Source organism: Bacillus sp. DHT2, assembly GCF_026241455.1.
Lineage (GTDB): Bacteria > Bacillota > Bacilli > Bacillales > Bacillaceae_G > Bacillus_A > Bacillus_A pseudomycoides.
On the sequence record NZ_JAPHWH010000005.1, the window covers coordinates 114,523 to 139,509 of the forward strand.

Here is a 24,987-nt window from a genome sequence, read left to right on the forward strand (position 1 = left end):
ACTTCGCAAAAACCACTAAATAAATAACCCCAATCACCAAAAATATTCCACAACAAGCTAACAATACTTTTGCAAGTTTGTCCATAAACATATAATGGTTTCCCCTTTTGCTTGGTTTTGTGTTATTTTAATTCGACAACTGTTACGCCTAGGCCTCCCTCGCCCATGTCACCGTAACGGTAGTTTTTCACGCCGCGATGTTTTTTCAAGTAGTCTTGTACACCTTGGCGAAGTGCTCCTGTTCCTTTTCCGTGAATGATGGATACACGTGGATAGTTTGCAAGCTGTGCATCATCTAAATATTTTTCAACGCGCATCATCGCATTTTCAAAACGCTCGCCACGAAGGTCAAGCTCTAAGGAAACGTGATAGTCTCTTCCCTTAACAGTCGCCACTGCTTTCTTCTCAACCGGTTGTGGCGTATTAATGTACTCCATATCGGATTCTTTCACTTTCATCTTCAGAATACCAATTTGGACGTTCCACTCATTATCGCTTACTTTTTTCAGCAGCTGTCCTTTTTGACCGAATGTTAATACTTTCACTTCGTCGCCTGCTCGCAATTGTTGTTTTGGCGCTGTGTTTTTCACTTTTACTCTTTGTTTTTTCACAAGCTCTGGCGCTGCCCCTTCTAGACGACTTTTCGCTTCAATGAGCTCATGATCTTTCACGCTTGCAAGCTGCGCTTTACGCAGTTGACGAAGTTCATGAATGATACCTTCTGCTTCTTTTTTCGCAGCTTCTACTTTTTCTTCGCCCTCTTTTTGCGCTTTTAATAATCTTTCATCACGCTCATCGTTAAATTCAATGATTTGACGCTGTAATTCACGATGAAGTTTTTCAGATTGTTTACGATGCTCTTCTGCTTCGTTCCATTCGCGCTCTGCATTTTTTTGACTTTCTTCTAGCTTCGCAATCATATTTTCGATTTTATTCGTATCTGTACCAATATGATTACGAGCACGGTCAATCACGCGATCAGATAATCCAAGGCGTTTGGAAATTTCAAAAGCGTTACTGCGTCCTGGTACACCGATTAATAATTTATACGTTGGGCTTAATGTATTTACATCAAACTCAACACTTGCGTTAATAACTTGTTCACGATTGTAACCATATGCTTTTAGCTCTGGATAATGCGTTGTTGCGACAACGCGCGCTCCGCGGTTATATACTTCATCTAAGATTGAAATGGCAAGCGCAGCCCCTTCTTGTGGGTCTGTTCCGGCACCTAATTCATCGAATAATACTAAGCTTTCAAAGTCAGCTTTTTCTAAAATATCTACAATGTTCACCATATGTGAGGAGAACGTACTTAAGCTTTGTTCAATCGATTGTTCATCACCGATATCAGCAAAAATGTTTTTAAACACACAAATCTCAGATTCGTCTAATACTGGAATATGAAGGCCAGATTGCGCCATTAATACACAGATACCGACTGTTTTTAATGTAACTGTCTTACCACCTGTATTCGGACCTGTAATAACGATTGTTGTGAAGTCTTTACCAAGCATAATATCGTTTGGCACAATGATTTCCGGGTCGATAAGCGGATGACGTGCTTGTCTTAAATTCATATAGCGTTCATTATTTACAATTGGTTTTGTAGCTTTGATTCGCTTTGCATAAAATGCTTTCGCAAAAATGAAATCAAGATTCGCAATAACCTCTACGTTTGCTAATACAGTATCTGCTTCTAGTGCTACTTCTTCTGTTAACATCATTAAGATGCGCTCTACTTCTTGTTTTTCTTTCACGCGTGCTTCTTGCAATGCGTTATTTAGTTCCACAATGACTTGTGGCTCAATAAATAACGTTTGTCCAGATGCCGATTGGTCATGAACAATACCACCATAAACACCGCGGTATTCTTGCTTCACAGGAATTACATAGCGATCATTACGAATTGTTACGATTGCATCTGATAGCATCTTCTGTGCATTAGAAGATCGCGTCATATTTTCAAGTTTCTCACGAATGCGGCTTTCCGCAGTACGGATTTGGTTACGAATACCGCGCAGTTTATCACTGGCACTATCAACTACTTCGCCACCATCACCAATGCAGCTTGTAATTTTCTTTTCTAAATCATATAGAGACACAATTTGCGCCACATAGGTTTCTAAGATTGGAAGCTCTACGCCATTATCAACCATATCTTCAATAAATCGCTTCATTTGGCGGCTACCATACATCGTACTTGCAATATCAAGAAGTTCATGTGGACTTAACATACTTCCAATTTTCGCACGTTTTACATTTGGACGAATATCAAAAATCCCACCGAGCGGCACATGTCCTTTTAAGCGAATGACTTTTGCTGCTTCATCCGTTGTCTCTTGCATTTCTACAATTTCTTCAAAATCTGTACTTGGCACAAGGCTCTTCACTTTATCACGACCAAGTGAAGAAGCAACATGCTCAAGTAATTGTTCTTTTACTTTGTTATATTCTAATACACGCAACGTTCGTTCTAACATAAGTTGCCTGTCCCCCTTGTGTTACTTATTCCGTTTAATAAAATCTAATAAACGTTTAATATCCCATGTGTTAATCACGGTATCTTTTTGAATCCAGCCTTTACGTGCTGCCGCTACACCTGTTTCCATATCTTCTAACATTTCAAGTGTATGAGCATCGGTATTAATTGCTACTTTCACACCAGCATCTTGCGCTTGCTTTAGTAATTTTGCGCTTAAATCTAATCGGTTCGGATTCGCATTTAACTCTAAAACTGTATCTGTTTCTTTCGCAAGTTCAATGAGTAAATCTGTATCTACATCATACCCTTCGCGTCGTCCAAGGAGACGACCTGTTGGGTGGGCAATCATTGTAACATGCTTATTTTCAATTGCTGTGCGCAAACGTTTCATAATCGTTTCACGGTCTTGTGAGAAACTAGAGTGGATTGCACCAATTACATAATCAAGTTCTGCTAATACTTCATCATCAAAATCTAGCGTTGCATCTGGTAAAATGTCCATTTCGATTCCGCGTAAAATTGTGATATCCGGGTATTTTTCGTTAATGCGCTCAATCTCTTTTCCTTGTTCACGAAGACGCTCTTTCGTTAAACCATTTGCTACTTTCAAATATTGCGAGTGATCAGTAATTGCCATAAATTTATACCCACGCCCTCGGCACGCTTGTACCATTTCTTCAATGGAAAAAGCACCGTCGCTCCATGTTGTATGCATATGTAAATCACCTTGTATGTCAGAGAACTGAATTAAATTCGGATATTCTTTAATTAATTCGACCTCTTTTCCATCTTCACGTACTTCTGGTGGAATGAACGGCAATCCAAAATGAGCAAAAAATGCTTCTTCTGTTTCAAACGTCTTCACTTCACCCGTTTCTAAGTTTTCCACACCGTACTCACTAATCTTTTCACCTTTATCTTTCGCAATTTGGCGCATTCTTACGTTATGATCTTTTGAACCTGTGAAATGATGAAGAGTTGTAATAAATTCCTCAGGTTTTACAAGACGGAAATCAATCGAAATATCATATTCATATTGAAGACGAACGGATACTTTTGTATCACCACTTGCAATGACTTCAATCATATTATCAAACTGTAATAAATGTTCACGTACCGCTGCTGGCTCTGTCGTTGCGATGATGAAATCTAAATCTTTCACTGTTTCGCGAACGCGTCGTAAACTACCAGCGCGAGAGAATCGAACAATTTCCTGGATATTCGACAATTTCTCTTCTATTTCCCCGGCAATAGGTAGGACCATTGCAATCGGTAAACGCTCTGGACGAGATCCAACTTGAGCAATCGCTTCTAATATTTTCTCTTCCGTTTTCTTACCGAACCCTGCTAATACCTGTACTTTATTTTCTTCACAAGCCCTTTGCAATGTTTCCATATCAATAATGCCAAGCTCTTTGTACAACTTTGCTACTTTCTTGCCACCAAGCCCCGGTAATTTTAATAATGGTAATAGGCTGCTCGGCACTTCTTTTTCAAGTTCCTGCAATACTTCTGAAGTTCCCGCTTCCATATATTCTTGAATAACTGCCGCTGTTCCTTTTCCAATGCCCGGAATCTTTGTGAAATCTTCAATTTCAGAAAGACTACGATCATCGCTTTCTAATGCTGCTGCCGCTTTACGAAATGCGGATATTTTAAATGGATTTGCGCCCTTAAGTTCCATAAAAAGGCCGATTGTCTCCAGTAATTTAATCACTTGTTTTTTATTTACTTTCATTCTTGCCCCGCCTTTCTTTCATAGAAAAAAACTTCTCTTTCAGAGAAAAGAGAAGTTATACTTTGCTACCTGTCTGCCATAGTTCCTTCACCTTTTCAGAAAGAATCGGTGTATCGTCTACAATTATTTTGCTGATTGATGATTTTTGCAGTGGCGTTTGTACTTGTTCAATCGGAAGAATTGTTCCAATAATAATTAAGACAAACAAAATAATGTACACTTCTAAAAAGCCAAGAAGTGCCCCAGCAAACGCATTCACCTGTTTTATAACTGGGATTTCTGTAAACATATTCAGCAAATTCCCAAGCAATGAAAGTGCGATTCTTGTAATAATAAATAATACAATGAACGCAATTGCTTGATAGAATACTGCTTCGATATTATTCGCATCAATCCATTCTGGAACAGATACATTCTTATCAAATGGATATGGAATAAATTTCTCAAACGTTGGTGCTAAATCTTTGCAGTACCAGTATGCAACAAGGTATGCGATAATAAAGCTTGTTAACTTTACAAGTTGCAGGACAAATCCTCTTTTTAAACCAAGGAAAAATCCCATAACAAGCAGTAAAATGATAATAATATCAATCATGTTATTCCATTCCTTTTTTTGTCATACTTTCTTTCAATTTTTCATGTTCATCTTTTAATTTTATGTAATCGTGTATGACGTTTACCGCCGTCAATACCGCTAGTCTACTCGTATCAAGCGAAGGATTCTTGGCATTGAGTTCGCGCATTTTATCATCCACAATCGCTGCTACCATGCGGATATGACTTGTACTTTCATCGCCAACAACTGAATATTGTTGACCATAGATTTCTACATTAATTCGACTTTTATTTCCCTTTTGTTGTGACAACTCACCGGCCTCCAATCACGTACAGAATCCTAAAGTTTATCATACCATGAACCATCATAATATGGAAACAGAAAGAACAATCCGATATGATAAAAATAACAATATAAAAAAAGGAGCGACTACTTTGTCAAATTCTATCGTAATCCAAACAAGTTCTAGAGCAATTGAAGACATGAAACAGCAGTATAAACAAGCTATTAGCCCAAAAGTTCCGCAAGGCGGTGTCTTTATGGCAAAAGTCCCATCTTGTACAATTACAGCCTATAAATCAGGTAAAGTAATGTTTCAAGGTATTCGTGCTCAGGAAGAAGCTGCACGTTGGCAAAATGTTTCTCAAGCACCTAAATCTTCTGTTAAGAAAACAGCAAATTCACACCGCTATGCTCCGCCTTCTTCCATTGGAACAATGTCTATAGCAGGATCCGATGAAGTAGGTACTGGAGATTACTTCGGACCGATGACAGTTGTTGCTGTATATGTAGATGCAAAGCAAATTCCATTGTTAAAAGAACTTGGTGTAAAAGACTCTAAAAATTTAAACGATGCGCAAATTGCTGAAATTGCAAAGCAACTACTTAGCGTTGTTCCTTACAGCTCTCTCGTTTTGCATAATGAAAAATATAACGAACTGTTCGAAAAAGGGAACAATCAAGGTAAACTAAAAGCGCTCTTACACAATAAAGCTCTTACAAATTTACTAAAAAAGATTGCGCCGACAAAGCCAGAAGGCATCCTAATTGACCAATTTACACAACCTGATACATATTATAAATACTTAACAAAACAAAAAGAAGTACAGCGTGAAAACGTGTATTTTGCAACCAAAGGCGAAAGTGTCCATTTAGCAGTTGCCGCAGCTTCCATTTTAGCTCGTTACTCATTCGTAAAACAGTTTGATGAACTAAGTAAAAAAGCAGGTATGCCACTTCCGAAAGGAGCGGGCAAGCAAGTTGATATTGCCGCAGCTAAATTGATTCAAAAACTAGGAAAAGAACACCTTCCTGAGTTTGTAAAGCTTCACTTTGCAAATACGGAAAAAGCATTTCGTTTGTTGAAAAAATAGCTATTTTTTAGTATCGACAATATATAAATGAACTAAACAAAATAAAAACATATAAATAAGAGTAGTCGACATGACTACTCTTATTTATATGTTTAGCTTCGTTTTTGCCTCTTATTTGATGAAGGTACTTTAAAGGAACCCGTTTCGTATGTTGTAGTTCCTTGACCTTCAACTTGCGGAGAACCAAGACCTGCTCTAGAAGGATCTTTTTTTACTTTTTTACCCATTTTGTTCACCCCCAACGTTACTTTTTGCTTAGAGGTGAGAAACTATGCAGCCTAACAATCAGAATATACACCGCTTACTCAAGCAATAGAAAATCGCTCTTCCACTTTCATTTCTATTAACGCTAAGTGTACTTTCCTGAGGAACGAGTCTGTTCTTCACTAATATCCCATAGACGCTTTGCGGCATCCATATCCAATGCAACCTCAGATGGTGTTTTCACTTGCCTATCGGCATAGTAACCGCCACTATGTTTGGTAACATCGATTGCTTCTGCCAGCCACACTAAAGTTTCAGCGCCCTCTTCAGGAGTACGAGAGAAAGGTTTCATTGCTGCCATAGTTAAGCGAGCTACAAAACCATTATCCTGATTGAAATTCGTGGCCACCAGTCCCGGGTCGAAGCAGTAAGCTGTGACACCTGTTCCCTCTAGCCGCCGTGCCAACTCAGAAGTGAATAAAATGTTAGCCAGTTTTGTTTGCCCATAACGCATCGTAGGACCACCCATTAATTTCTTAACACCACGATAAAATTGTTCTGCATCTAAATCACTGAAATCAATTCCCTTTTTAGCCATTTTATGACCATGAGATGCGGTAGTAATGACGCGAGCAGGGGCACTTTCCTTTAAACGGTCAAGCAGCAAATTAGTAAGTAGAAATGGACCTAAATGGTTAACCGCCCAGGTCATCTCCAAACCGTCCTCCGTAAGTTGCCGTGTTTGAAATAAAACACCCGCATTATTAACTAATATATCTATTCTAGGGCACTTTTCTAAAATATCAGTAGCTACTTGGCGTATAGACCGCTGGGAAGCCATATCAGCTAGAAATACGTCTACCACTGTATTCCCATCCGCTAAACCCTTAATTTGAGTCACAATATCATTTACTTTTGCTTCATTACGTGCAATGATTCCTAGCTTGGCACCACGCTCCGCAAGTACCTTAGCTGCCGCTAGCCCAATACCACTTGTCGCGCCAGTGATTACTACATACTTGTCACGCACCGTCCACTCTAAACGACTGGTAATTCCCCCCATCACCACAAAACCCCTCTCACGATTTTCATAATTGTTTCATTCGTTTTACTATATATGAAATGAAAAGGGAACTATGAACAATATTTTTTATCCTATCTCAAAATACTTTATAGATTTGAGCTCTGGTTACATCCTCTTCTAAATAAAAAAGCGAGAGCAATTGCTCTCGCTTTTTTATCTTAAAACTCCGAAGAACCTGGAGTTCTTGGGAATGGAATTACGTCACGGATGTTCGCCATACCAGTGATGTACATTAGGAAACGTTCGAAACCTAGACCGAATCCAGCGTGTTTTGTACCGCCATATTTTCTAAGTTCTAAGTACCACCAATAGTCTTCTTCATTCATGCCTAATTCTTTAATTCTATCTACTAAAACATCCATTCTTTCTTCACGTTGGCTACCGCCGATTAATTCGCCGATGCCAGGAACTAGAAGGTCAGTAGCAGCTACTGTTTTACCGTCATCATTCATACGCATGTAGAATGCTTTAATGTCTTTCGGATAGTCAGTTACGAATACAGGGCGTTTGAAGATTTCTTCTGACAAGTATCTTTCGTGCTCTGTTTGTAAATCAATACCCCATTCTACTGGATATTTGAAGTCTGCACCTGACTCTTGAAGCACTTTAATTGCTTCTGTATATGTGATACGGCCGAAGTCAGAGTTAATTACGTTGTTCATGCGCTCTAGAACTGTTTTATCAACAAAGCTGTTGAAGAATTCCATCTCTTCTGGTGCATGCTCTAGTACATATTTCATTGCATATTTCAGCATATCTTCTGTAAGATCCATTACATCTTCAAGTTCAGCGAATGCAATCTCAGGCTCAACCATCCAGAACTCAGCTGCGTGGCGAGTTGTGTTTGAGTTTTCCGCACGGAATGTAGGTCCGAATGTGTATACATCGCGGAATGCTAATGCATAAGCTTCAGCATTAAGTTGTCCACTTACTGTTAAGTTTGTTTCTTTACCGAAGAAGTCTTTTGATTCATCAACTTGTCCGTCTTCACCTTTTGGTAAGTTGTTCATATCTTGCGTTGTTACGCGGAACATTTCGCCTGCACCTTCTGTATCACTACCAGTAATAATTGGTGTGTGAACATGTACGAATCCACGCTCTTGGAAGAACTGGTGGATCGCAAACGCTGCGATAGAACGCACGCGGAATGTTGCAGAGAATGCATTTGTTCTTGGACGTAAATGAGCGATTGTACGTAAGTATTCAAACGTGTGACGCTTCTTTTGAAGTGGGTAATCAGAATCTGATAAGCCCTCGATGTCAATTTTTTCTGCTTTAATTTCAAATGGTTGCTTCGCTCCAGGGGTTGCAACTAGCTTACCTTCTACTTTAACTGAAGAGCTAAGTGGAAGTTTTGCAATTTCTTTGAAGTTATCTAATTCTGTATCGAAAACGATTTGAACGCTTTTGAAGAAGCTACCATCGTTTAATTCGATGAAACCAAATGCTTTTGAATCACGTAAGTTACGAATCCAACCTGATACTTGTACTGTTTGATCTGCGTATTTATCTGTATCTCTATACAGACTTTTTACTAATGTGTTTTCCATAGTGAAATTCTCCTTTGCTGATATATTTGAATACAAAAAAACCTTTCATCCATAAAGGGACGAAAGGTTAAACTTCGCGGTACCACCCAATTTGTCATAAAGACCAACTTTAACTCGTATGTATGTACATACTTCCCGGTTTGTAACAGGCCGGCTTCCCGTCTAAGTCTACTCTTGAATATAAGCTTCAATTTCGGTTAGCAACTCCAAGGTGTTCTTCATATATACCGCCTCATCAGGCTCTCACCGTCCCTGACTCGCTATGGATTATAGTATATACTACTTTTCCTTATCATCGTCTTTCATTTTGTTAAACTAAAATTAATGTACTACATTCGAGGGAAAGATGCAAGTTGTTGTTGAGCGCACCACACAGCTTGTCCCCCCAGCACTTGCAAATACCGTTATCTTCACACAAACGGTTGAAGCGGATATTGAAAGCGTAATCCCAGAAAAAGTTGTAATCTGTGGGGTAGTTCATAAAACTTTAACTTACACTGCTGTTTTAGAAAATGGCACTCTAGTACCGGGTTTTCAAGTTTTCGACGATATCCCTTTTCAATGTGTTATTGACCGCGAAGATGCCAATGAAGGAGACCTTTTCGAAGTCACGGGTGTAGCAATTCTTGGACAAGTTTCTGCCCAAGAACAAAATTTTGGATTTATAAACGACTTGCGAGTTGCTTTTAAATTCCAAGAAAAAGAGATCGTCAAAGTCTGCATTAGAAGACTAGGAGTAACTGGTACTGAAGTAGCTATTGGACTAGGATTTACAAGTGCAGATTGTAACGTTCCCGTTGTTGTACCAGGTCGTTTGTTAGTGAATGGCATTGGATTTGCAGGAATACCAGTTTCTTTCACAATACAAGGTGCAGCAACTGTCTCTCCAACTACAGTTTTTACAGAAGCAGATGGATTCTTCCACACTACCGTCACTTCTTTTGGACCTGGAGATATAACCCTTATAGCTTCAGGTACAGTAAATGGGGTTCCTTTCTTCGGAGAAGTAACCACCCCTTCACCTTGCGTGTGATGAAATGAAGATTCCATCAGCGGAATTTGAACAAGTTGCGCAAGTGAAAAAAATAATAAAAAAGCAGCCAAATGGCTGCTTTTTTATTATTTACGTAACTCCGCACCAAATTTCTCTTCTACCACCGCTAATACACGGCTATGTGCTTCTGTCACTTCTTCATCTGTTAATGTACGCTCTGGGTCGAAGTAGTTCATAGAGAATGCAAGTGATTTCTTGCCTTCTTCCATTTTTTCACCTTCGTATAAGTCGAATAGTGTTACTTCTTTTAGAAGTTCTCCACCTGCTTCTGCAATTACTTGCTTCATTTCGCCAGCTTTTACTTCCGTATTTACTACAACTGCCATATCACGTGTCATAGATGGGAAACGTGGAATTGCTGAGTAGTAAGTTTCTTCTGTATCAGCAGCAAATACTTTTACTAGAGACAATTCGAATACGAACGTATCTTTCACATCTAATTGTTTTTGTGCTTCTGGGTGTAACTGACCGATGAAACCTATCACTTCTTCGTCTAGTAAGATATCAGCTGTACGGCCTGGGTGCATACCTTCACGTTTTGTTGGTAGGTATGTGATATTGTTTGAAACGCCAAGTACGTCGAACAATCCTTCTAATACACCTTTTGCAACGAAGAAATCAACAACTTTCTTCTCACCTTGCCATGCATGATGAAGTGCAAGACCTGTCATAACACCAGCAAGATGTTGTTCTTCTTTCGGAAGCTCGCCTTCTGCTGTTGGTAGGAAGATAGAACCTACTTCATATAATGCAACACTGTCGTTTTTACGAGCGTTGTTATATGAAACTGCTTCTAACAATTGTGGTACTAAGCTTAAACGAAGTTGGCTGCGCTCTTCACTCATTGGAAGTGCAAGATTAACAGGAGCTTTTTCGTTCGGCTCAACCATATATTGTTTTGCTTTATCAGCGCTTGTTAATGAATACGTAATCGCTTCATATAAGCCAGCACCTTCTAAGTAACGACGTACTTTACGACGTTTTGCTTGCGCTACTGTTAATTTACCACGTGTCATTGTACCAGTTGGTAGTGTAACTGGAATATGATCGTAGCCGTACAGACGACCTACTTCTTCTACTAAGTCTTCTGCAATTGTAATATCAGGACGACGTACTGGTACGTTTACATGGAATGTTCCTTCTACTTCTGTAAATGGGAATTTCAAGTTTGTAAAGATTGTACCCATTTCACTTGCAGAGATGTCTGTACCTAATACACGGTTTACTTTTTCAGCTGTAACAGATACTGTACGCTCTTGTACTTGTAAGTTATCAACTTCTACTACACCTTCAAGTGCTTCACCACCAGCATATTTCGCCATTAAAGCTGCTGCATGTTGAATTGCTTCAAATGTACGTGTTGGATCAATTCCTTTTTCAAAACGTGCACTTGATTCACTACGAAGACCTAAATCTTTTGATGTGCGGCGCACTGTTTGCCCTGCAAAGTATGCAGACTCGATCAGAACGTTTACTGTATCGTTGTCAACTTCAGATTCAGCCCCACCCATTACACCAGCAACAGCCAATGCTTTTGTACCGTTTGTAATAACAAGGTGATGCTCTTGTAGTGTACGCTCTTGATCGTCTAATGTTTGAATCTTTTCGCCTTCTTTTGCAAGACGAACAATGATTTCTTTTGAACCTAATTTATCATAGTCAAATGCATGTAATGGTTGACCATATTCAATTAAAATGTAGTTTGTAATATCAACTACGTTGCTAATTGGACGAATACCCGCTGCCATAAGGCGCGTTTGCATCCACATTGGTGATGGACCTACCTTTACGTTTTTCACCATTTTTGCGATATATAATGGATTTTGCTCTGTTGCTTCTACACTCACAGAAATATAGTCAGAAGTTTTTTCTTCTACCTCTTGTAAGTCAGCGGCTGGTAGTTTCACTTCGCGGCCATAAATAGCAGCTACTTCATATGCAACACCTAACATGTTTAAGCAATCAGCACGATTTGGTGTTAAACCAAGCTCGAGTACTTCATCATGTAAGTTTAAGATTTCAAGTGCATCTGCACCAACTTCAGCGTCACTTGGGAAGATGAAGATACCATCTGCATAATCTTTCGCAACTAATTTACCATCAATACCAAGCTCTTGTAGGGCACAAACCATACCGTGAGAAGCTTCGCCGCGTAGTTTTGCTTTTTTAATTTTGAAGTTACCAGGAAGAACCGCGCCAACTTTCGCAACTGGTACTTTTAAACCTTTTGCAATGTTAGGAGCACCGCAAATGATTTGTACTGGTTCTTCTTCACCGATGTCGATTAGACATTTGCTTAATTTATCAGCTTCTGGGTGTTTTTCACATTCTAATACGTGACCAACCACAACACCTTTTACACCTTTATTTAATACTTCAACGCCTTCTACTTCGATACCACTTTTCGTGATTTTATCTGCTAGTTCTTGTGCCGTTACATCTTTAATATCTACATATTCTTGTAACCAACGATATGATACGAACATATTTATCCTCTCCTTCCCTTACGCTCGTTTGAATTGTTGTAAGAAACGTACATCATTTGTATAGAAATGGCGAATGTCATCAACGCCGTATTTTAACATAGCGATACGCTCTGCACCCATACCGAATGCGAAACCTTGATATTCTTTTGAATCATAGCCAGCCATTTCAAGTACGTTTGGATGAACCATACCTGCACCTAAAATTTCAATCCATCCTGTTCCTTTACAAGTGCCGCAACCTTTTCCGTGACACATCATACAAGAAATATCCATCTCAACAGATGGTTCTGTGAATGGGAAGAAACTTGGACGAAGACGAATTTCACGGTCTTCACCGAACATCTTTTTCACGAATACTTGCAATGTACCTTTTAAATCACTCATACGAATATTCTTGTCAATTACAAGACCTTCAATTTGCATGAACTGATGTGAATGCGTCGCATCGTCATCATCACGGCGATACACTTTACCAGGACAAATAATTTTAATTGGACCTTTTTCTTTATTATTTTCCATTGTTCTTGCTTGCACAGAAGATGTATGTGTGCGTAGCAATGTTTCTTCTGTAATGTAAAATGTATCTTGCATATCACGCGCTGGGTGATCTTTTGGTAAGTTTAATGCTTCGAAATTGTAGTAGTCTTTCTCTACTTCTGTTCCTTCAGCTACTTCATACCCCATACCGATAAATACATCTTCAATTTGTTCAACAACCGCTGTTAACGGATGATGACAACCTGTTTCTACAGGACGGCCTGGTAATGTAACATCAATTGTTTCAGATGCTAATTTCGCTTCAATTACTGCTTTTTCGATATTGTTAATTTTGTCTTCTAAACGCGTTTGAATTGCTTCACGTACTTCATTTACTAATGCTCCCATACGTGGACGCTCTTCTGGAGATAATTTCCCCATGCCGCGTAATACTTCTGTAATCGGACCTTTTTTTCCTAAATACGCTACGCGTACATCGTTTAAGCCCTTTAGCTCTTTCGCTTCTTCAATCAGCTCTAACGCTTTTTGCTTTAGCTCTTTTAAACGTGCTTCCATTTGGAACCCTCCTAATTTTAAAAATAAAAAAACCTCGCTCCCAAAAAGGGACGAGGTAAATTCGCGGTACCACCCTAAATTGACAGAACAAGTCTGCCCACTCAATTAGTTATAACGGCTTGTTAGACCGGAACGCCTTTACATATCAATGGTCCTGGCGTCAACTCCAGAGGTGAATTCACTTCCGTCTACCATAAGAATGCTTTCAGTCTACGGCACTCTCTCCCTATATGGCGATTTTGCAAGCTACTCTTCTCTATCAACGTCTTTTCATTATTTCACTTTTATTATATGTTCATCATGAACATGTACTTCAATTTATTATAAGAAGTTTTTTATCGATTCGCAACTGGGCTTTGTAAATAATACGTTAAAATTCCAGCAGCAACCGCAACATTTAATGATTCTGCCCCGCCATAAATCGGAATATACAAGTTTTGATTACATTTTGTAAGAATTTCTAGGCGTACACCATTTCCTTCGTTTCCTACAATTAATGCAAAACTTCCTGTCGGCGTTACTTCACCATATGGAATTCCGTTTTCAAGAGATGTTCCGTATACAGGAACGTTCTTTTCTTTTAACTTATCTACCCATTCTTCTAAGTTTCCTTTCACAATCGGTAAATGGAAGATCGAACCTTGTGTAGAGCGGAGCACTTTACTATTATAAGCATCCACGCATCCTTCTCCAAGCACAACGGCATGAATACCAGCTGCATCTGCTGTACGAATAATTGTTCCTAAATTACCTGGGTCTTGTAGGCCATCTAATAATAGAAATTTCCCATCTGTAAGAGCGATTTCTTTCTCATGCTTCTCACAAACAGCAAATACACCTTGCGTCGTTTCTGTTTCACGAAGTACCTTTACAATTGCTTCCGGCACAATATACATTTCAACATCAGTAACCGTCCAATCTTTCGGAAGATCTGTCTGATCTGAGACGATAAGTTCTGTTATAACTCCTGCTTTTAAAGCTTCCTCTACTAAATGAAATCCTTCTACAAAGAATAAACCTTTTTTATCGCGCTCTTTTTTCGTCTGCAGCTTTTTCCACTGCTTTACGCGCGGATTTTGTACTGAATCAATGTTTTTCATTCTATGCATTCCCTCTCTTCTTGTCTTCTCATTATAGCCTATTTTTTATACATATTTACATAAAAAAGAACAAAAACTAACGTCAGTTTCAATTCAGAAGAAGAGGTGAAAGTGATGAACTTTAATTTACGCGGCGCTGTCTTAGCAAACGTTGCAGGAAATACACAAGGCGAATTACAAGAAACAATTGTAGAAGCAATTCAAAGTGGTGAAGAAAAAATGCTTCCAGGTCTTGGTGTTTTATTTGAAGTGATTTGGCAAAATGCCGACGAAAATGGAAAGCATGAGATGTTAGAGACACTTGAGCAAGGGTTAAAAAAATAAGGAATAGGAAGTCACCTTAGCTTGAGCTAGGGTGATTTTTATTTTCATGATGAATCCCCCTCTCAATTCTTCTATTCTTAGAAACTGTTCCTTTCTCAAATTCCTCTTCTCCTAAACATTTCTACTTTACTAACACAGGCATGATGGAGTAAAATATCCAAAATATATTTATGTCTATCTTTTTGTTTCCATCATACACATCAACGAATAAAAGGAGTGAATGTTTTATGCGCCGTATCACGCTTGAACAAATTTTCCAACATCATATCAAACAAAAATATATAAACCGTTCCGGAATGGTTCACGCGATCGCCGTCGCTTACCATGCGTTTCACTTAGCAAAAAAGCATCACGCCTCAGTCGATGCTGCAACAAAGGCTGGTTTTCTTCATGATATAGGACATCATACATGGTACACAGGCGGAGAATGGGACTATGAATTGTATAAAAAGAATGATATACATGCGATTAAAGGAGCGGAACGAGCTCATAAATTACTAATTCGATTAGGAGAACATCCAAAACAAGCAAAGGAAATTTCTGTTGCGATTCTCTTGCACACAGATTCCTTTTTACTAGCACAAACGCTTGAAAGAACACCGTTACAAAATATTATTAAGTGGGCGGACGAAGCCGATGAAGAACCAGGTGGAGCACATCACTATCGAACAATCTCTTATGGAAAAGCATTGAAAGCAATTCAGCGATTAGATCGAATGGTAGAGCGTGAATTACAAAAACAACAACCAGCGTCCCTTGCTCGTATTTCTGTAAATAAAAGAAAAGAACAGAGCGAATTTGTTAAACAGTAATATATTTTTAATATACCGGATTGGCAATCCATACAACATCCATCACACATATAAGTGAATGGAATTAGGATAATCATAAATTGAATTATAAAAAGAGGCACCGCTACATAGCGATACCTCTTTTATGATTTTACAACAACTTCAAACACTTCCTTATTTAACACTTTTCGGTAATCTATTTTCTTCTCTCCCTCTTCACCTGATGTGACTGTGGGTGTAAAAACAATTTATATCAGACTATATTCTATTTTTCAATGTTCCCCCGAATAACTAACTGTATATCATCCATACATTCTTCATGTGCGTCGTCTAAAGAAATTAAATGCTTTTGAATAAATACCTTTGATGAGTCCACCCTATCAATCAATAACGAAATATCGTACTTTTCCATTTTGTTTCTTAATCATTCATTTCCAACTTTAGATATCTGATTATTATGTAATATTAGACAATGACATACTGAAACTAAATGTGTATAATTTTTATATATAAATATAAAGAGGAGATTCGATATATGCAATCGACTACACAACTTACATACGGTCCAAAACAATCTATGTCCTGGTTACAATTTTTTGGTTCTTCCTTATTTGCCTTTTTTGGAACAGGACTACTAAGCGGCTTATTTATATTACTCCCGCTTACGATTTATAGTGAAGGCATTACAAATAAAAAGACAATTGCTCTATATGAGTCACTTGGAAATACTGCAAGCACTTTATTACAACTGCTCGTTTTATTGTTATTCATCTATAAGTATGAACCGGTGAAAAAGCTATTATCATCTGCTTTCAATTTCAGGGCACTCAAAAAGGTAAGTACTTACGTATACCTAACTCTTTTCTTCGCCTTAAATATCGTCTTGAATTCACTAATCTCAACACATCTATTTCCCGATGCAACAGCGCAACAAGCATCCGCTTTAAACTTGGATGTTCTAAAGCAATATCGAATTTTATTAATTATTGGATCTGCAATTTTCATTCCTATTTTTGAAGAAATTATTTTCCGAGGTATCATCCTTCGTTTCTTCTCAGAACGTTTTCCATTTTGGATTGCTGCAATTGGGACGAGCTTAATTTTCGGAGTCGCTCATACATACTCACTTGGTGTAATGCTTATTACTTTCCTTATGGGGCTATTGATGGCGATTTTATGCAAACGAACAAATTCCATCCTTCCAGCCATGCTATTTCATATTATGAATAATACGCTTGCGTTTTTATAAAGTGAAACTTTAATCAGTGGGGGGTTCCTCATCCCCCACCTATCTCCCTTGTTTCTCTCTGAATCTTGAGGCGGGGAGTCTTACTGCCCACAAATAACGTGATAAATTGAAACTTTAATCTATTAAATGAAAAAGGAGTATAACTTTGCAAATACGTACACAGTTAGATCATTGGACCTATTTATGAGGAACTTGTATGCAGGGGATTGCTTTTACGTTTCTTTGAAGAGGAGTTTACATTTTGGCCAGCTGCGCTTTTATCCAGTCTATTATTTGGCATCGCTCATACATATTCAGTTGGTGTGATGGTGAGTGCATTTATTACTGGACTATTTGCCGCATTGTTATATAAACAAAATCTATCATTCCAGCTATGTTACTTCATATCATTATCAATACTTCTTCTTTCTTTTATTAAATAAACCTTTTATTGTAAAATATAACTTACAAATTAGGAGGAATTTATAATATGCAAATGTTAAGCTTTCTGTGGGTTTTCTTTATGCCCGTACTTGTATCATGTGGAATAGTTGGTGGAATTTATTTAGTTATAGCAGGAGTCAGGTATCGAAAGCTACTTGTTATTACAATGGGGATTATTTGTTTCTCATTCGTCGCTATGCCTTTTATTTTCTGGGGAATGGGGATTGATAGCGATAAGATCTTACCAATTCCAACTGTCCTGTACTGGATTCTTTTCGCTTTAGCTGGCTTATTGGCAAGTATAAGCGGGATACGTAATCAAATTAAGAGCATTCGCAATATGGGGATTATCATTTGTTCGGCAGGAGTACTGGGAGCTATCTTCTATCAATTGATGTCTCTGCCGATGTAGTTTTTTAAAATATAAGAACATAGAAAAAGCAGAGAAATTAATTCCCTGCTTTTCGGTTCGGCTTATTACCTGATGGCAAGAATAATGATAATACCCAGGCAATACCCGCTAATATTGTTGCAATTAAGAAAGCATCATTAATACCATTAATCGCAGACAGCTTCGAAATTTGTCCGAATAATAGTTGTGAGCTCATCGCATCCCCAGCTTGTGCTGATCCGGCAACCGCTGCTAAACTTTGTCCCATTCCGTGTACTTTATCCACTAAAATTGGGTTTGTTTTTGTTAGCATATTTCCGTAATCCGCTACGTGAGCTGTTGTTTGCTGCGTCATAATTGTAATTAAGATTGCTGTACCAATTGAACCTGCTACTTGTCTAGATGTATTTTGTGTTGCTGTACCGTGAGAAATTAATTTCATCGGCAGTGCGTTCATACCTGCTGTCATAATTGGCATCATAATGAATGACATACCAAATGAACGTATAATATAATCCGTCATAATGACGCTATATGGTGTATCCATTGTTAGCTGCGTAAACTCATACGTTGCATATGTCGTAATCGCTAATCCAACTACTGCTAATGGACGAATGCCATACTTATCAAATAGTTTCCCTGCGATCGGTCCCATAATCCCCATAATTAATGATCCTGGAAGAAGCAGGAGACCTGATTCAATTGGCGTAAAGCCACGAATGTTTTGCAGGTATACAGGAAGTAATAACATACCTCCGAATAATGCCATTGTTACAATCGCGTTAATTAATAATGTAAAAGTAAACGTTGGATATTTAAACACTTGTAAATCCAGCATTTTGTTATCCGTCGTCATCTCTCTCCAAATGAACACCGCTAAACCAATTACACCAATAATAAGTGAAATAACAACTTCGGCACTGCTCCAGCTGTTGTTTCCAGCTTCACTAAATCCATACAGTAAGCTACCAAGTCCAATACTTGAACTAATAACACCAAACATATCTAACTTTGTTTTAGAAACTGGCTGAGCTAGTGTAAAGAATTTTAAAGATAATAATATGATGATTAAACCAATGGCAAACATCGCATAGAACATTAAGTTCCAGCTATAATTTTCAATCACCCATCCTGTTACAGTTGGTCCGATAGCCGGTGCTAAAATCATCGCTACCCCAAGTAATCCCATTGCAGCTCCGCGCTTATGCGGCGGGAACAAAGTCATGAAAATATTCATACCAACTGGCATTAAAATACCAGCGCCTACCGCTTGAATTACACGCCCTGTCATCATCATTGTGAAGTTTCCAGATAACGCACAAATAATAGAGCCGACTGTAAAGAATAACATAGCTGCTACAAACAATTTTCGATACGTAAACCGAGAAACTAAGAAAGCGCTAATTGGTACTAAAATCCCGTTCACGAGCATAAATCCTGTAATTAACCATTGCGCTGTTGAAGTTGATACATTGAACTCATTCATTAATGGAGGCAATGCAACATTAATGATTGTTTGGTTTAAAATGGAAACGAACATACCGAGAATTAGTACCGCTACAACTGCTTTTACATTGACATTCTCTACCGGCAATTGCTTTTTCGGTACTTCTTTTGTCATTTTCTGTATTTCTTGTTCTACTACTTCTTTTTTTGTCGTTTCTAATTCTACTACATTGGAAGGTTCTGGTTCTGGTTGTTCTGATTGCGTTGTTTCTATCTTACTTACGGCTGGGACTTGTTCTTCTCCCGCGTTCGTTTTTTTCTTTCTTAAAAGACGATTTACAAGGAAGAAGACGATGATACAAAATAATGCATATCCTACAATTAAACCTGAGGACATTTTATCTTCCCCCCTTACTTATGAATACGAACTGTCACATTCATTCCAGGAACAATATTTACTGATTTGCTATGATCTAAAGAAACTTTAACTGGTACAACTTGTGTTACTTTCGTATAATTTGCTGTTGCATTGCTTGATGGTAACATAGAGAACGTATTTGCTGTTGTTAATCCAACTTGTTCTACTTTTCCTGTTAACGTTGTATCAGGATATGCATCTACATATACGTCTACTTCTTGACCTTTTTGTACACTATCAATGTCTGTTTCTTCAATGTTTGCTGTTACCCATAAATCGTTCATATCGTATGCATATGCAATTGGACTACCTGCTCCGACAAACGCATTTGTTGTTGCATTGGATTGAACAACTGTTGCATTTTTAGGAATTGTTACGTCGATTGTTTGCTCACCATTTTGTCCTGATACAGTAACAGCACCTAATTTATCGTTTTCATTGTAGCTCTTACCTACTTCGGCTTTCCATTCTGCTAATTTCCCTGCTACTGGTGATGCGATTGGGATCACTTTCCCATCGATTTTCGCATTATCTGTTTTTAAATAGTTTTCAGCTTGATTATAGTAGTAATAACCGCCAATACCGCCGCCAACTAATACAATTAATGTGATAATATTAATAATCACCATTCTTCGAAACTGATTCATTGCTTTCCTCTCCTTATATCGCATATAATTTTTTTCTAAACTATTTCTACCCCTTTTGTTTATACTGTTTAATGGTTAATTATATTAACCATTAAACAAAAAAATCACACCCTTTGCTATGCAACACAATCTTTACCTGCATGCTCGCGGTGCTGTTTTCTAAAGGAATATCGTTTATAATTATAAATAATTATTTTGAATCTACAACCGACAATGCGAGCATATGTGTTGGTTATCCAACACTTTGCTATCTATTTGTTGTTTAAGTGATTAAAATTCAGCAAGGAGAAATAAAATGTCTATTAAAAATACAAACGATCCGCGTGTGAAACGAACGAGACAATTAATACAGGATGCTTTTGTCGCTTTAGTAGGCGAAAAAGGATTTGAAAATGTCACAGTGCAACATATCGCTGAACGTGCTCCTGTCAATCGTGCTACCTTTTATAGCCATTATCATGATAAATACGATTTATTGGATAAGAGTATAGAGGAGATGTTAGCATCTTTATCAGAAGTGATTAAACCAAAAAAGCAAACAAAAGAAGATTTTCAGCTTACATTCGATTCACCTAATCCAATTTTTCTAGCCCTATTTGAACACATCGCTGAGAATGCAACCTTTTATAACGTAATGCTCGGAGACAAAGCAGCTGGAAACTATTCTTATAAAATGATGAAAACCATTCAAACACATTTAACATTAAGTCTTTCTATTTCACAGCCAGATGATGACGAACTTATGGTTCCTCGTGATATTCTCATTAGCTATGTAACAGGTGCGCATATCGGTATGATTATGTCGTGGTTAAAAAGAGGGATGATTTATACGCCGCACTTTATGGCGATGCAGCTTACAAGGTTGATTATTTTAGGAGCGCATACTGCTGCTGGACTAGAGAGACCTTTTTAACAAGATATATTTATAACGCATTAAAGATCTTTCATATAGTATTTAGTAATATTTACAAAATTATCAGAGGGAGTATTATTTTATGAAGAGAGGAATAAGTTTTCAAATACCAAATAAATTCGGTTCTTTTCTTGGAGATGTATTAAAACCAATAGACATTTCCACTTTCAGTTGGAGGGTTATCCCCGTAGAGTCTTATTTAGTGGTTAATAATGAGTTAGATATAGATAAAGACCTTTTTGAAACAGATAATAAAATAATGGAAGGTGCTGATCTTAAAAAGCTACTAGAAAACAATGTCTATTGTATTATTTTCGCTGATTTACAAGCATATCCGAAAGGCAAAGTTTCAGAAATTGAAACTTATGAAGAATTCGTTGAAAGTGAGTGTGAACTCGTTCTTTTCGTAGTAGACAGCTGTTATACCGTTATTTACTGCAAAGATAAAGAAAAACTCGAATTACTTTATAAGAACGCAGAAGTCTTCGGATTTGAAAATATACAATTTATTACTGATGAAAATGATACAAGAACAAGAATAACTGCATGGTAAAACATAAAAAAGCGAAGGGAACTCCCCTCGCTTTTTCTTATTAATTAAATGTGATATTATGTACAGCCTCTTTATCAAGACGTTTGATAACTTCTACAATTAACTTCACTGCATTCTCATAATCATCACGATGTAACATTGCTGCATGAGAGTGAATATAACGAGTTGCAATCGTAATCGCCATAGATGGAATACCATTGACAGAAATATGAATTGCACCTGCGTCAGTCCCGCCACCAGCTACAGAATCATATTGATAAGGGATATCTAATTCATCCGCCACATCAACTACGAAATTGCGAAGCCCAGTATGTCCAATGACTGATGCATCATATAAAATGATTTGTGGTCCATCGCCCATTTTACTTTGCGCTTCTTTTTCTGTTACTCCTGGTGTGTCGCCGGCAATACCAACATCTACAGCAAATGCGATATCTGGTTTAATATAATGTGCAGATGTTTTCGCACCGCGAAGACCTACTTCTTCTTGAACAGTTCCAACGCCGTATACAACGTTTGGATGCTTTTCATCTTTTAATTGTTTTAACACGTCAATTGCAATAGCACAGCCAATGCGATTATCCCATGCTTTTGCAAGTAGCATCTTTTCATTTTTCATCACTTGGAATTCAAAGTATGGTACAACTTGATCCCCTGGTCGTACGCCCCATTCCATTGCTTCTTCTTTGCTAGAAGCACCGATATCAATGAACATGTCCTTAATTTCAACCGGTTTTTTACGAGCTTCTGCTGGTAAAATGTGTGGTGGTTTTGAACCAATTACACCTGTTACATCACCTTTACGTGTTACAATTGTTACGCGCTGCGCAAGCATAACTTGTGACCACCAGCCACCAACTGTTTGAAAACGAAGGAAACCTTTGTCATCAATTTGCGTAATCATAAAGCCAACTTCATCTAAGTGGCCAGCTACCATAATTTTCGGACCGTTTTCTTCCCCAACTTTTTTCGCAACTAAACTTCCTAAATTATCTGTAGAAAGTTCATCTGCAAATGGTTCGATATATTTTTTCATAACTTCACGTGGTTCGCGCTCATTACCTGCAATCCCGCGTGCATCTGTTAATTCTTTTAGCATTGTCAATGTCGAATCTAATTTTGTCATTGCCAACACCCTCCTTTTTCTTCATTCACTTCATTATACAAAAGTAAATTGAAATATTCAAAAAACAAATCAATACCCTTGTGTTTGACGCTGATGATTGACTTCGTTTTTATCTAAATATGCTTTTTCAATTTCTTCTTGACCAAACTCAAGAGCTTGTCCTAAACGAAGGTAGCTTGTAAATAGTTCAATATAATTTGTAATAGACGGTTGGTCCGTAAAACGAATTACTTTCGCATACGTGTCTAAGAAAATTTCAACTTGTGTTTTGTTCGTTTGAGCACATTTATAAAATAGGAAGTTTTTATCAATTCCTAGGTCAATTCCAATCGATAAAATAAAGTGCAGGCCATCTACATATTCTTCAAGTATAACTTCACGTTCAGCTGCTGGTTTTTTGCTCCAATATTTAAAACAACGTGTTTCATTTGCAAGTTCTCCAATTTCAACAAGGAGTGCTAGCATTTTTTCTTTTAATAATTTCTTCGGTTGTAAATCATGCTCTTTCACAATACGATCATCTAACTCTTTTTGTAATTTAAATAGCTGTAGTAAATCCATTCTATTCCTCCTCCAACATCGCATAAAAACAATGTTGTTTCATCTCATATTTATTGTAAGCTTTAAAAATCCTACCCTTTATTATCTAATTAGCTTCCTAGCCCCTTATAAAATAGCTTGTCCCTAAATCATCAATACGTTTCAGACATCATCTACATATGATGAAACTTCCATATCATCTTTCCATTATAGCAGTGTCGTTTCTACTAGGAAAGATGCCTTTAAACGACAATAAAAAAGCCAGAGGAAACCTCCGACTTTTTTACTGCATATTCTTCTATATTGTTATAGCTTTTATACTTATTTTGTCATATCAAGTACAACACGTCCATTAATCTTTCCTTCTTCCATTTCACTAAAAATCTCATTAATTTCATCAAGATGACGTGTTTCTATAATTGCTTTTACTTTTCCTTCTGCGGCAAATTGCAATGTTTCTTGTAAGTCTTTTCTTGTCCCTACGATAGAGCCAATAATTTTCACGCCATTTAAGACGGTATCAAAGATTGGTACTTCCATCATTTCTGGTGGTAACCCTACTGCTACACACGCGCCACCTCGTCTAACAGAACGGTACGCTTGATCAAATGCCGGCTTTGATACGGCTGTACAAATAGATGCATGCACACCTTTTACTCTCTCGAATATCCACGCTGCCGCATCTTCTTTAAGTGGATTCACAGCTAAATCTGCACCAAGTTCTTTGGCGAGCTCTAATTTATCATCTACGGTATCAACAGCAACAACATGTAACCCCATTGCTTTTGCATATTGAACGGCTAAATGCCCAAGGCCACCGATACCAAAAATCGCAACCCAATCGCCAGGTTTTGCTTCTGATACTTTTAATGCTTTATATGTTGTAACACCGGCACAAAATAGCGGTGCTGCATCAACGAACTCTAAGTTATCCGGTACTTTCACAACATAATCAGCTGCTGCAACGCAATACTCTGCATAACCACCATCAACTGAGTAACCTGCATTATGTTGATCTAAGCAAAGCGTTTCACGGCCAGATAAACAATATTCACAATGACCACACGCTGAATATAGCCATGGTACTCCAACCCGGTCACCAACTTTCACGTGAGTAACACCTTCCCCTACTTCTTCAATAACTCCAACACCTTCATGTCCTGGAATTAATGGGAGTTTCGGTTTTACCGGCCAATCACCGTACGCCGCATGTAAATCTGTATGGCAAACGCCGCATGCTTCAATATGTACAAGAACTTCACCAAGTTCAGCTTTTGGTTTTGGAACTTCTTTCACTTCTAACTTCTCTTTGAACTCATTTACAACTGCTGCTTTCATGTAAACGCCTCCTAGTTATAGATACAAAAAGTTCTTACAAGTTCATCTTAATATAATAGAAGAAACGAGAGGCAGTTGAATTATGACAATAATTTGCGAAATATATCACAAATTATTGAACAATTATATTAATTATAAAAGTAGC

24 protein-coding genes, 2 pseudogenes and 2 other annotated features are annotated in these 24,987 nt (G+C 37.9%); of the genes and pseudogenes, 9 read left to right on the forward strand and 17 right to left on the reverse strand.

Features of this window, described 5'->3' with window-relative positions; genetic code table 11:
* Window positions 1–122: 122 nt before the first annotated feature.
* The 4 genes from ORL93_RS14050 to zapA are packed head-to-tail and all read right to left on the reverse strand — an operon-like array spanning window position 123 to window position 5,089.
* Entirely contained in the window at window positions 123–2,483 is a 2,361-nt protein-coding gene (locus ORL93_RS14050; protein WP_097795351.1) for an endonuclease MutS2, read from the reverse strand.
* A gap of 21 nt (window positions 2,484–2,504) precedes the next feature.
* On the reverse strand, window positions 2,505–4,223 hold the full coding sequence (gene polX / locus ORL93_RS14055) for a DNA polymerase/3'-5' exonuclease PolX (protein ID WP_097795350.1): 1,719 nt from the start codon (window positions 4,221–4,223) through the stop codon (window positions 2,505–2,507).
* 55 nt (window positions 4,224–4,278) lie between these two features.
* On the reverse strand, window positions 4,279–4,818 hold the full coding sequence (locus ORL93_RS14060; protein WP_003200894.1) for a CvpA family protein: 540 nt from the start codon (window positions 4,816–4,818) through the stop codon (window positions 4,279–4,281).
* Between the two features lies 1 nt (window position 4,819).
* Window positions 4,820–5,089, reverse strand: coding sequence for a cell division protein ZapA (gene zapA, locus ORL93_RS14065; RefSeq protein WP_000082702.1), 270 nt, complete (start codon window positions 5,087–5,089; stop codon window positions 4,820–4,822).
* A 124-nt stretch (window positions 5,090–5,213) separates the two neighbouring features.
* Here zapA and rnhC point away from each other — a divergent pair, with 124 nt between their 5' ends.
* Window positions 5,214–6,152 carry a ribonuclease HIII gene (rnhC, locus tag ORL93_RS14070; RefSeq protein ID WP_018781638.1) on the forward strand — a complete coding sequence of 313 codons (939 nt, stop codon included), beginning with the start codon at window positions 5,214–5,216 and terminating at the stop codon, window positions 6,150–6,152.
* Window positions 6,153–6,244: 92 nt separating this feature from the next.
* Here the strand turns inward: rnhC and ORL93_RS14075 are convergent, their stop codons facing one another.
* From ORL93_RS14075 to asnS, 3 genes are all read right to left on the reverse strand, one after another.
* Window positions 6,245–6,379, reverse strand: coding sequence for a YuzL family protein (locus ORL93_RS14075; protein WP_006096204.1), 135 nt, complete (start codon window positions 6,377–6,379; stop codon window positions 6,245–6,247).
* A gap of 122 nt (window positions 6,380–6,501) precedes the next feature.
* Window positions 6,502–7,419, reverse strand: coding sequence for an SDR family oxidoreductase (locus ORL93_RS14080; protein ID WP_265959147.1), 918 nt, complete (start codon window positions 7,417–7,419; stop codon window positions 6,502–6,504).
* Between the two features lie 179 nt (window positions 7,420–7,598).
* Entirely contained in the window at window positions 7,599–8,990 is a 1,392-nt protein-coding gene (asnS, locus tag ORL93_RS14085) for an asparagine--tRNA ligase (RefSeq protein WP_097795348.1), read from the reverse strand.
* A gap of 52 nt (window positions 8,991–9,042) precedes the next feature.
* Window positions 9,043–9,295, reverse strand: a binding site (T-box leader).
* 41 nt (window positions 9,296–9,336) lie between these two features.
* Here asnS and ORL93_RS14090 point away from each other — a divergent pair.
* On the forward strand, window positions 9,337–10,023 hold the full coding sequence (locus tag ORL93_RS14090; protein ID WP_265959148.1) for a hypothetical protein: 687 nt from the start codon (window positions 9,337–9,339) through the stop codon (window positions 10,021–10,023).
* An 86-nt stretch (window positions 10,024–10,109) separates the two neighbouring features.
* Here the strand turns inward: ORL93_RS14090 and pheT are convergent, their stop codons facing one another.
* The 3 genes from pheT to ORL93_RS14105 all read right to left on the reverse strand — a co-directional run bounded on the left by pheT (window position 10,110) and on the right by ORL93_RS14105 (window position 14,683).
* A complete protein-coding gene (pheT, locus tag ORL93_RS14095; protein ID WP_097786647.1) occupies window positions 10,110–12,530 on the reverse strand; it encodes a phenylalanine--tRNA ligase subunit beta in 2,421 nt (806 codons plus the stop codon).
* 18 nt (window positions 12,531–12,548) lie between these two features.
* Window positions 12,549–13,583 carry a phenylalanine--tRNA ligase subunit alpha gene (pheS, locus tag ORL93_RS14100; RefSeq protein ID WP_003200942.1) on the reverse strand — a complete coding sequence of 345 codons (1,035 nt, stop codon included), beginning with the start codon at window positions 13,581–13,583 and terminating at the stop codon, window positions 12,549–12,551.
* Window positions 13,584–13,626: 43 nt separating this feature from the next.
* Window positions 13,627–13,855, reverse strand: a binding site (T-box leader).
* 63 nt (window positions 13,856–13,918) lie between these two features.
* A complete protein-coding gene (locus ORL93_RS14105; RefSeq protein ID WP_018764445.1) occupies window positions 13,919–14,683 on the reverse strand; it encodes a TrmH family RNA methyltransferase in 765 nt (254 codons plus the stop codon).
* A 114-nt stretch (window positions 14,684–14,797) separates the two neighbouring features.
* Here ORL93_RS14105 and sspI point away from each other — a divergent pair, with 114 nt between their 5' ends.
* Window positions 14,798–15,007, forward strand: a complete 210-nt coding sequence (gene sspI, locus ORL93_RS14110) for a small acid-soluble spore protein SspI (protein ID WP_017153966.1) — start codon at window positions 14,798–14,800, stop codon at window positions 15,005–15,007.
* Between the two features lie 227 nt (window positions 15,008–15,234).
* Window positions 15,235–15,819, forward strand: a complete 585-nt coding sequence (locus ORL93_RS14115; protein WP_265959149.1) for an HD domain-containing protein — start codon at window positions 15,235–15,237, stop codon at window positions 15,817–15,819.
* Window positions 15,820–15,941: 122 nt separating this feature from the next.
* Here ORL93_RS14115 and ORL93_RS31280 read toward each other — a convergent pair.
* Window positions 15,942–16,046, reverse strand: a pseudogene (locus ORL93_RS31280) (sigma-70 family RNA polymerase sigma factor); the annotation flags it as partial.
* A 17-nt stretch (window positions 16,047–16,063) separates the two neighbouring features.
* Window positions 16,064–16,210, reverse strand: a complete 147-nt coding sequence (locus tag ORL93_RS14120) for a hypothetical protein (protein ID WP_176549040.1) — start codon at window positions 16,208–16,210, stop codon at window positions 16,064–16,066.
* A gap of 123 nt (window positions 16,211–16,333) precedes the next feature.
* Here ORL93_RS14120 and ORL93_RS14125 point away from each other — a divergent pair, with 123 nt between their 5' ends.
* The 3 genes and pseudogenes from ORL93_RS14125 to ORL93_RS14135 all read left to right on the forward strand — a co-directional run bounded on the left by ORL93_RS14125 (window position 16,334) and on the right by ORL93_RS14135 (window position 17,882).
* Window positions 16,334–17,047 carry a CPBP family intramembrane glutamic endopeptidase gene (locus tag ORL93_RS14125; protein ID WP_006096196.1) on the forward strand — a complete coding sequence of 238 codons (714 nt, stop codon included), beginning with the start codon at window positions 16,334–16,336 and terminating at the stop codon, window positions 17,045–17,047.
* Between the two features lie 167 nt (window positions 17,048–17,214).
* Window positions 17,215–17,465, forward strand: a pseudogene (locus tag ORL93_RS14130) (CPBP family intramembrane glutamic endopeptidase); the annotation flags it as partial.
* A gap of 51 nt (window positions 17,466–17,516) precedes the next feature.
* Entirely contained in the window at window positions 17,517–17,882 is a 366-nt protein-coding gene (locus ORL93_RS14135) for a hypothetical protein (RefSeq protein ID WP_033799148.1), read from the forward strand.
* A gap of 37 nt (window positions 17,883–17,919) precedes the next feature.
* Here the strand turns inward: ORL93_RS14135 and ORL93_RS14140 are convergent, their stop codons facing one another.
* Window positions 17,920–19,704: a DHA2 family efflux MFS transporter permease subunit gene (locus ORL93_RS14140; protein ID WP_097795346.1), complete on the reverse strand. Its 1,785-nt coding sequence runs from the start codon at window positions 19,702–19,704 to the stop codon at window positions 17,920–17,922.
* A gap of 14 nt (window positions 19,705–19,718) precedes the next feature.
* The gene (locus ORL93_RS14145) at window positions 19,719–20,372 is read right to left on the reverse strand and encodes an HlyD family secretion protein (protein WP_018764448.1); all 654 of its coding nucleotides are present in this window, start codon (window positions 20,370–20,372) and stop codon (window positions 19,719–19,721) included.
* A 295-nt stretch (window positions 20,373–20,667) separates the two neighbouring features.
* Here ORL93_RS14145 and ORL93_RS14150 point away from each other — a divergent pair, with 295 nt between their 5' ends.
* Window positions 20,668–21,285 carry a TetR/AcrR family transcriptional regulator gene (locus ORL93_RS14150; RefSeq protein ID WP_006096191.1) on the forward strand — a complete coding sequence of 206 codons (618 nt, stop codon included), beginning with the start codon at window positions 20,668–20,670 and terminating at the stop codon, window positions 21,283–21,285.
* An 82-nt stretch (window positions 21,286–21,367) separates the two neighbouring features.
* Window positions 21,368–21,838, forward strand: a complete 471-nt coding sequence (locus ORL93_RS14155; protein ID WP_097795344.1) for a DUF2691 family protein — start codon at window positions 21,368–21,370, stop codon at window positions 21,836–21,838.
* Between the two features lie 40 nt (window positions 21,839–21,878).
* Here the strand turns inward: ORL93_RS14155 and ORL93_RS14160 are convergent, their stop codons facing one another.
* The 3 genes from ORL93_RS14160 to adhP all read right to left on the reverse strand — a co-directional run bounded on the left by ORL93_RS14160 (window position 21,879) and on the right by adhP (window position 24,842).
* A complete protein-coding gene (locus ORL93_RS14160) occupies window positions 21,879–22,964 on the reverse strand; it encodes a M42 family metallopeptidase (protein ID WP_016116571.1) in 1,086 nt (361 codons plus the stop codon).
* Between the two features lie 69 nt (window positions 22,965–23,033).
* On the reverse strand, window positions 23,034–23,525 hold the full coding sequence (locus tag ORL93_RS14165) for a dUTP diphosphatase (protein ID WP_003200923.1): 492 nt from the start codon (window positions 23,523–23,525) through the stop codon (window positions 23,034–23,036).
* A gap of 300 nt (window positions 23,526–23,825) precedes the next feature.
* Window positions 23,826–24,842 (reverse strand): alcohol dehydrogenase AdhP, encoded by a 1,017-nt coding sequence (gene adhP / locus ORL93_RS14170; protein WP_097795343.1) that lies wholly within the window; start codon window positions 24,840–24,842, stop codon window positions 23,826–23,828.
* Window positions 24,843–24,987 lie beyond the last annotated feature (145 nt).

Excerpts from the sequence above, each read along its gene's own strand:
- ORL93_RS14160 (WP_016116571.1), bottom strand. The coding sequence starts at position 22,964 with ATGACAAAATTAGATTCGACATTGACAATGCTAAAAGAATTAACAGAT.
- pheS (WP_003200942.1), bottom strand. The coding sequence starts at position 13,583 with ATGGAAGCACGTTTAAAAGAGCTAAAGCAAAAAGCGTTAGAGCTGATT.
- ORL93_RS14115 (WP_265959149.1), top strand. The coding sequence starts at position 15,235 with ATGCGCCGTATCACGCTTGAACAAATTTTCCAACATCATATCAAACAA.
- ORL93_RS14060 (WP_003200894.1), bottom strand. The coding sequence starts at position 4,818 with ATGATTGATATTATTATCATTTTACTGCTTGTTATGGGATTTTTCCTT.
- ORL93_RS14165 (WP_003200923.1), bottom strand. The coding sequence starts at position 23,525 with ATGGATTTACTACAGCTATTTAAATTACAAAAAGAGTTAGATGATCGT.
- asnS (WP_097795348.1), bottom strand. The coding sequence starts at position 8,990 with ATGGAAAACACATTAGTAAAAAGTCTGTATAGAGATACAGATAAATAC.
- ORL93_RS14120 (WP_176549040.1), bottom strand. The coding sequence starts at position 16,210 with ATGGAAAAGTACGATATTTCGTTATTGATTGATAGGGTGGACTCATCA.
- sspI (WP_017153966.1), top strand. The coding sequence starts at position 14,798 with ATGAACTTTAATTTACGCGGCGCTGTCTTAGCAAACGTTGCAGGAAAT.
- ORL93_RS14155 (WP_097795344.1), top strand. The coding sequence starts at position 21,368 with ATGAAGAGAGGAATAAGTTTTCAAATACCAAATAAATTCGGTTCTTTT.
- ORL93_RS14150 (WP_006096191.1), top strand. The coding sequence starts at position 20,668 with ATGTCTATTAAAAATACAAACGATCCGCGTGTGAAACGAACGAGACAA.
- ORL93_RS14075 (WP_006096204.1), bottom strand. The coding sequence starts at position 6,379 with ATGGGTAAAAAAGTAAAAAAAGATCCTTCTAGAGCAGGTCTTGGTTCT.
- ORL93_RS14105 (WP_018764445.1), bottom strand. The coding sequence starts at position 14,683 with ATGAAAAACATTGATTCAGTACAAAATCCGCGCGTAAAGCAGTGGAAA.
- pheT (WP_097786647.1), bottom strand. The coding sequence starts at position 12,530 with ATGTTCGTATCATATCGTTGGTTACAAGAATATGTAGATATTAAAGAT.
- ORL93_RS14140 (WP_097795346.1), bottom strand. The coding sequence starts at position 19,704 with ATGTCCTCAGGTTTAATTGTAGGATATGCATTATTTTGTATCATCGTC.
- ORL93_RS14135 (WP_033799148.1), top strand. The coding sequence starts at position 17,517 with ATGCAAATGTTAAGCTTTCTGTGGGTTTTCTTTATGCCCGTACTTGTA.
- polX (WP_097795350.1), bottom strand. The coding sequence starts at position 4,223 with ATGAAAGTAAATAAAAAACAAGTGATTAAATTACTGGAGACAATCGGC.
- ORL93_RS14125 (WP_006096196.1), top strand. The coding sequence starts at position 16,334 with ATGCAATCGACTACACAACTTACATACGGTCCAAAACAATCTATGTCC.
- ORL93_RS14080 (WP_265959147.1), bottom strand. The coding sequence starts at position 7,419 with ATGGGGGGAATTACCAGTCGTTTAGAGTGGACGGTGCGTGACAAGTAT.
- ORL93_RS14145 (WP_018764448.1), bottom strand. The coding sequence starts at position 20,372 with ATGAATCAGTTTCGAAGAATGGTGATTATTAATATTATCACATTAATT.
- ORL93_RS14050 (WP_097795351.1), bottom strand. The coding sequence starts at position 2,483 with ATGTTAGAACGAACGTTGCGTGTATTAGAATATAACAAAGTAAAAGAA.
- ORL93_RS14090 (WP_265959148.1), top strand. The coding sequence starts at position 9,337 with ATGCAAGTTGTTGTTGAGCGCACCACACAGCTTGTCCCCCCAGCACTT.
- adhP (WP_097795343.1), bottom strand. The coding sequence starts at position 24,842 with ATGAAAGCAGCAGTTGTAAATGAGTTCAAAGAGAAGTTAGAAGTGAAA.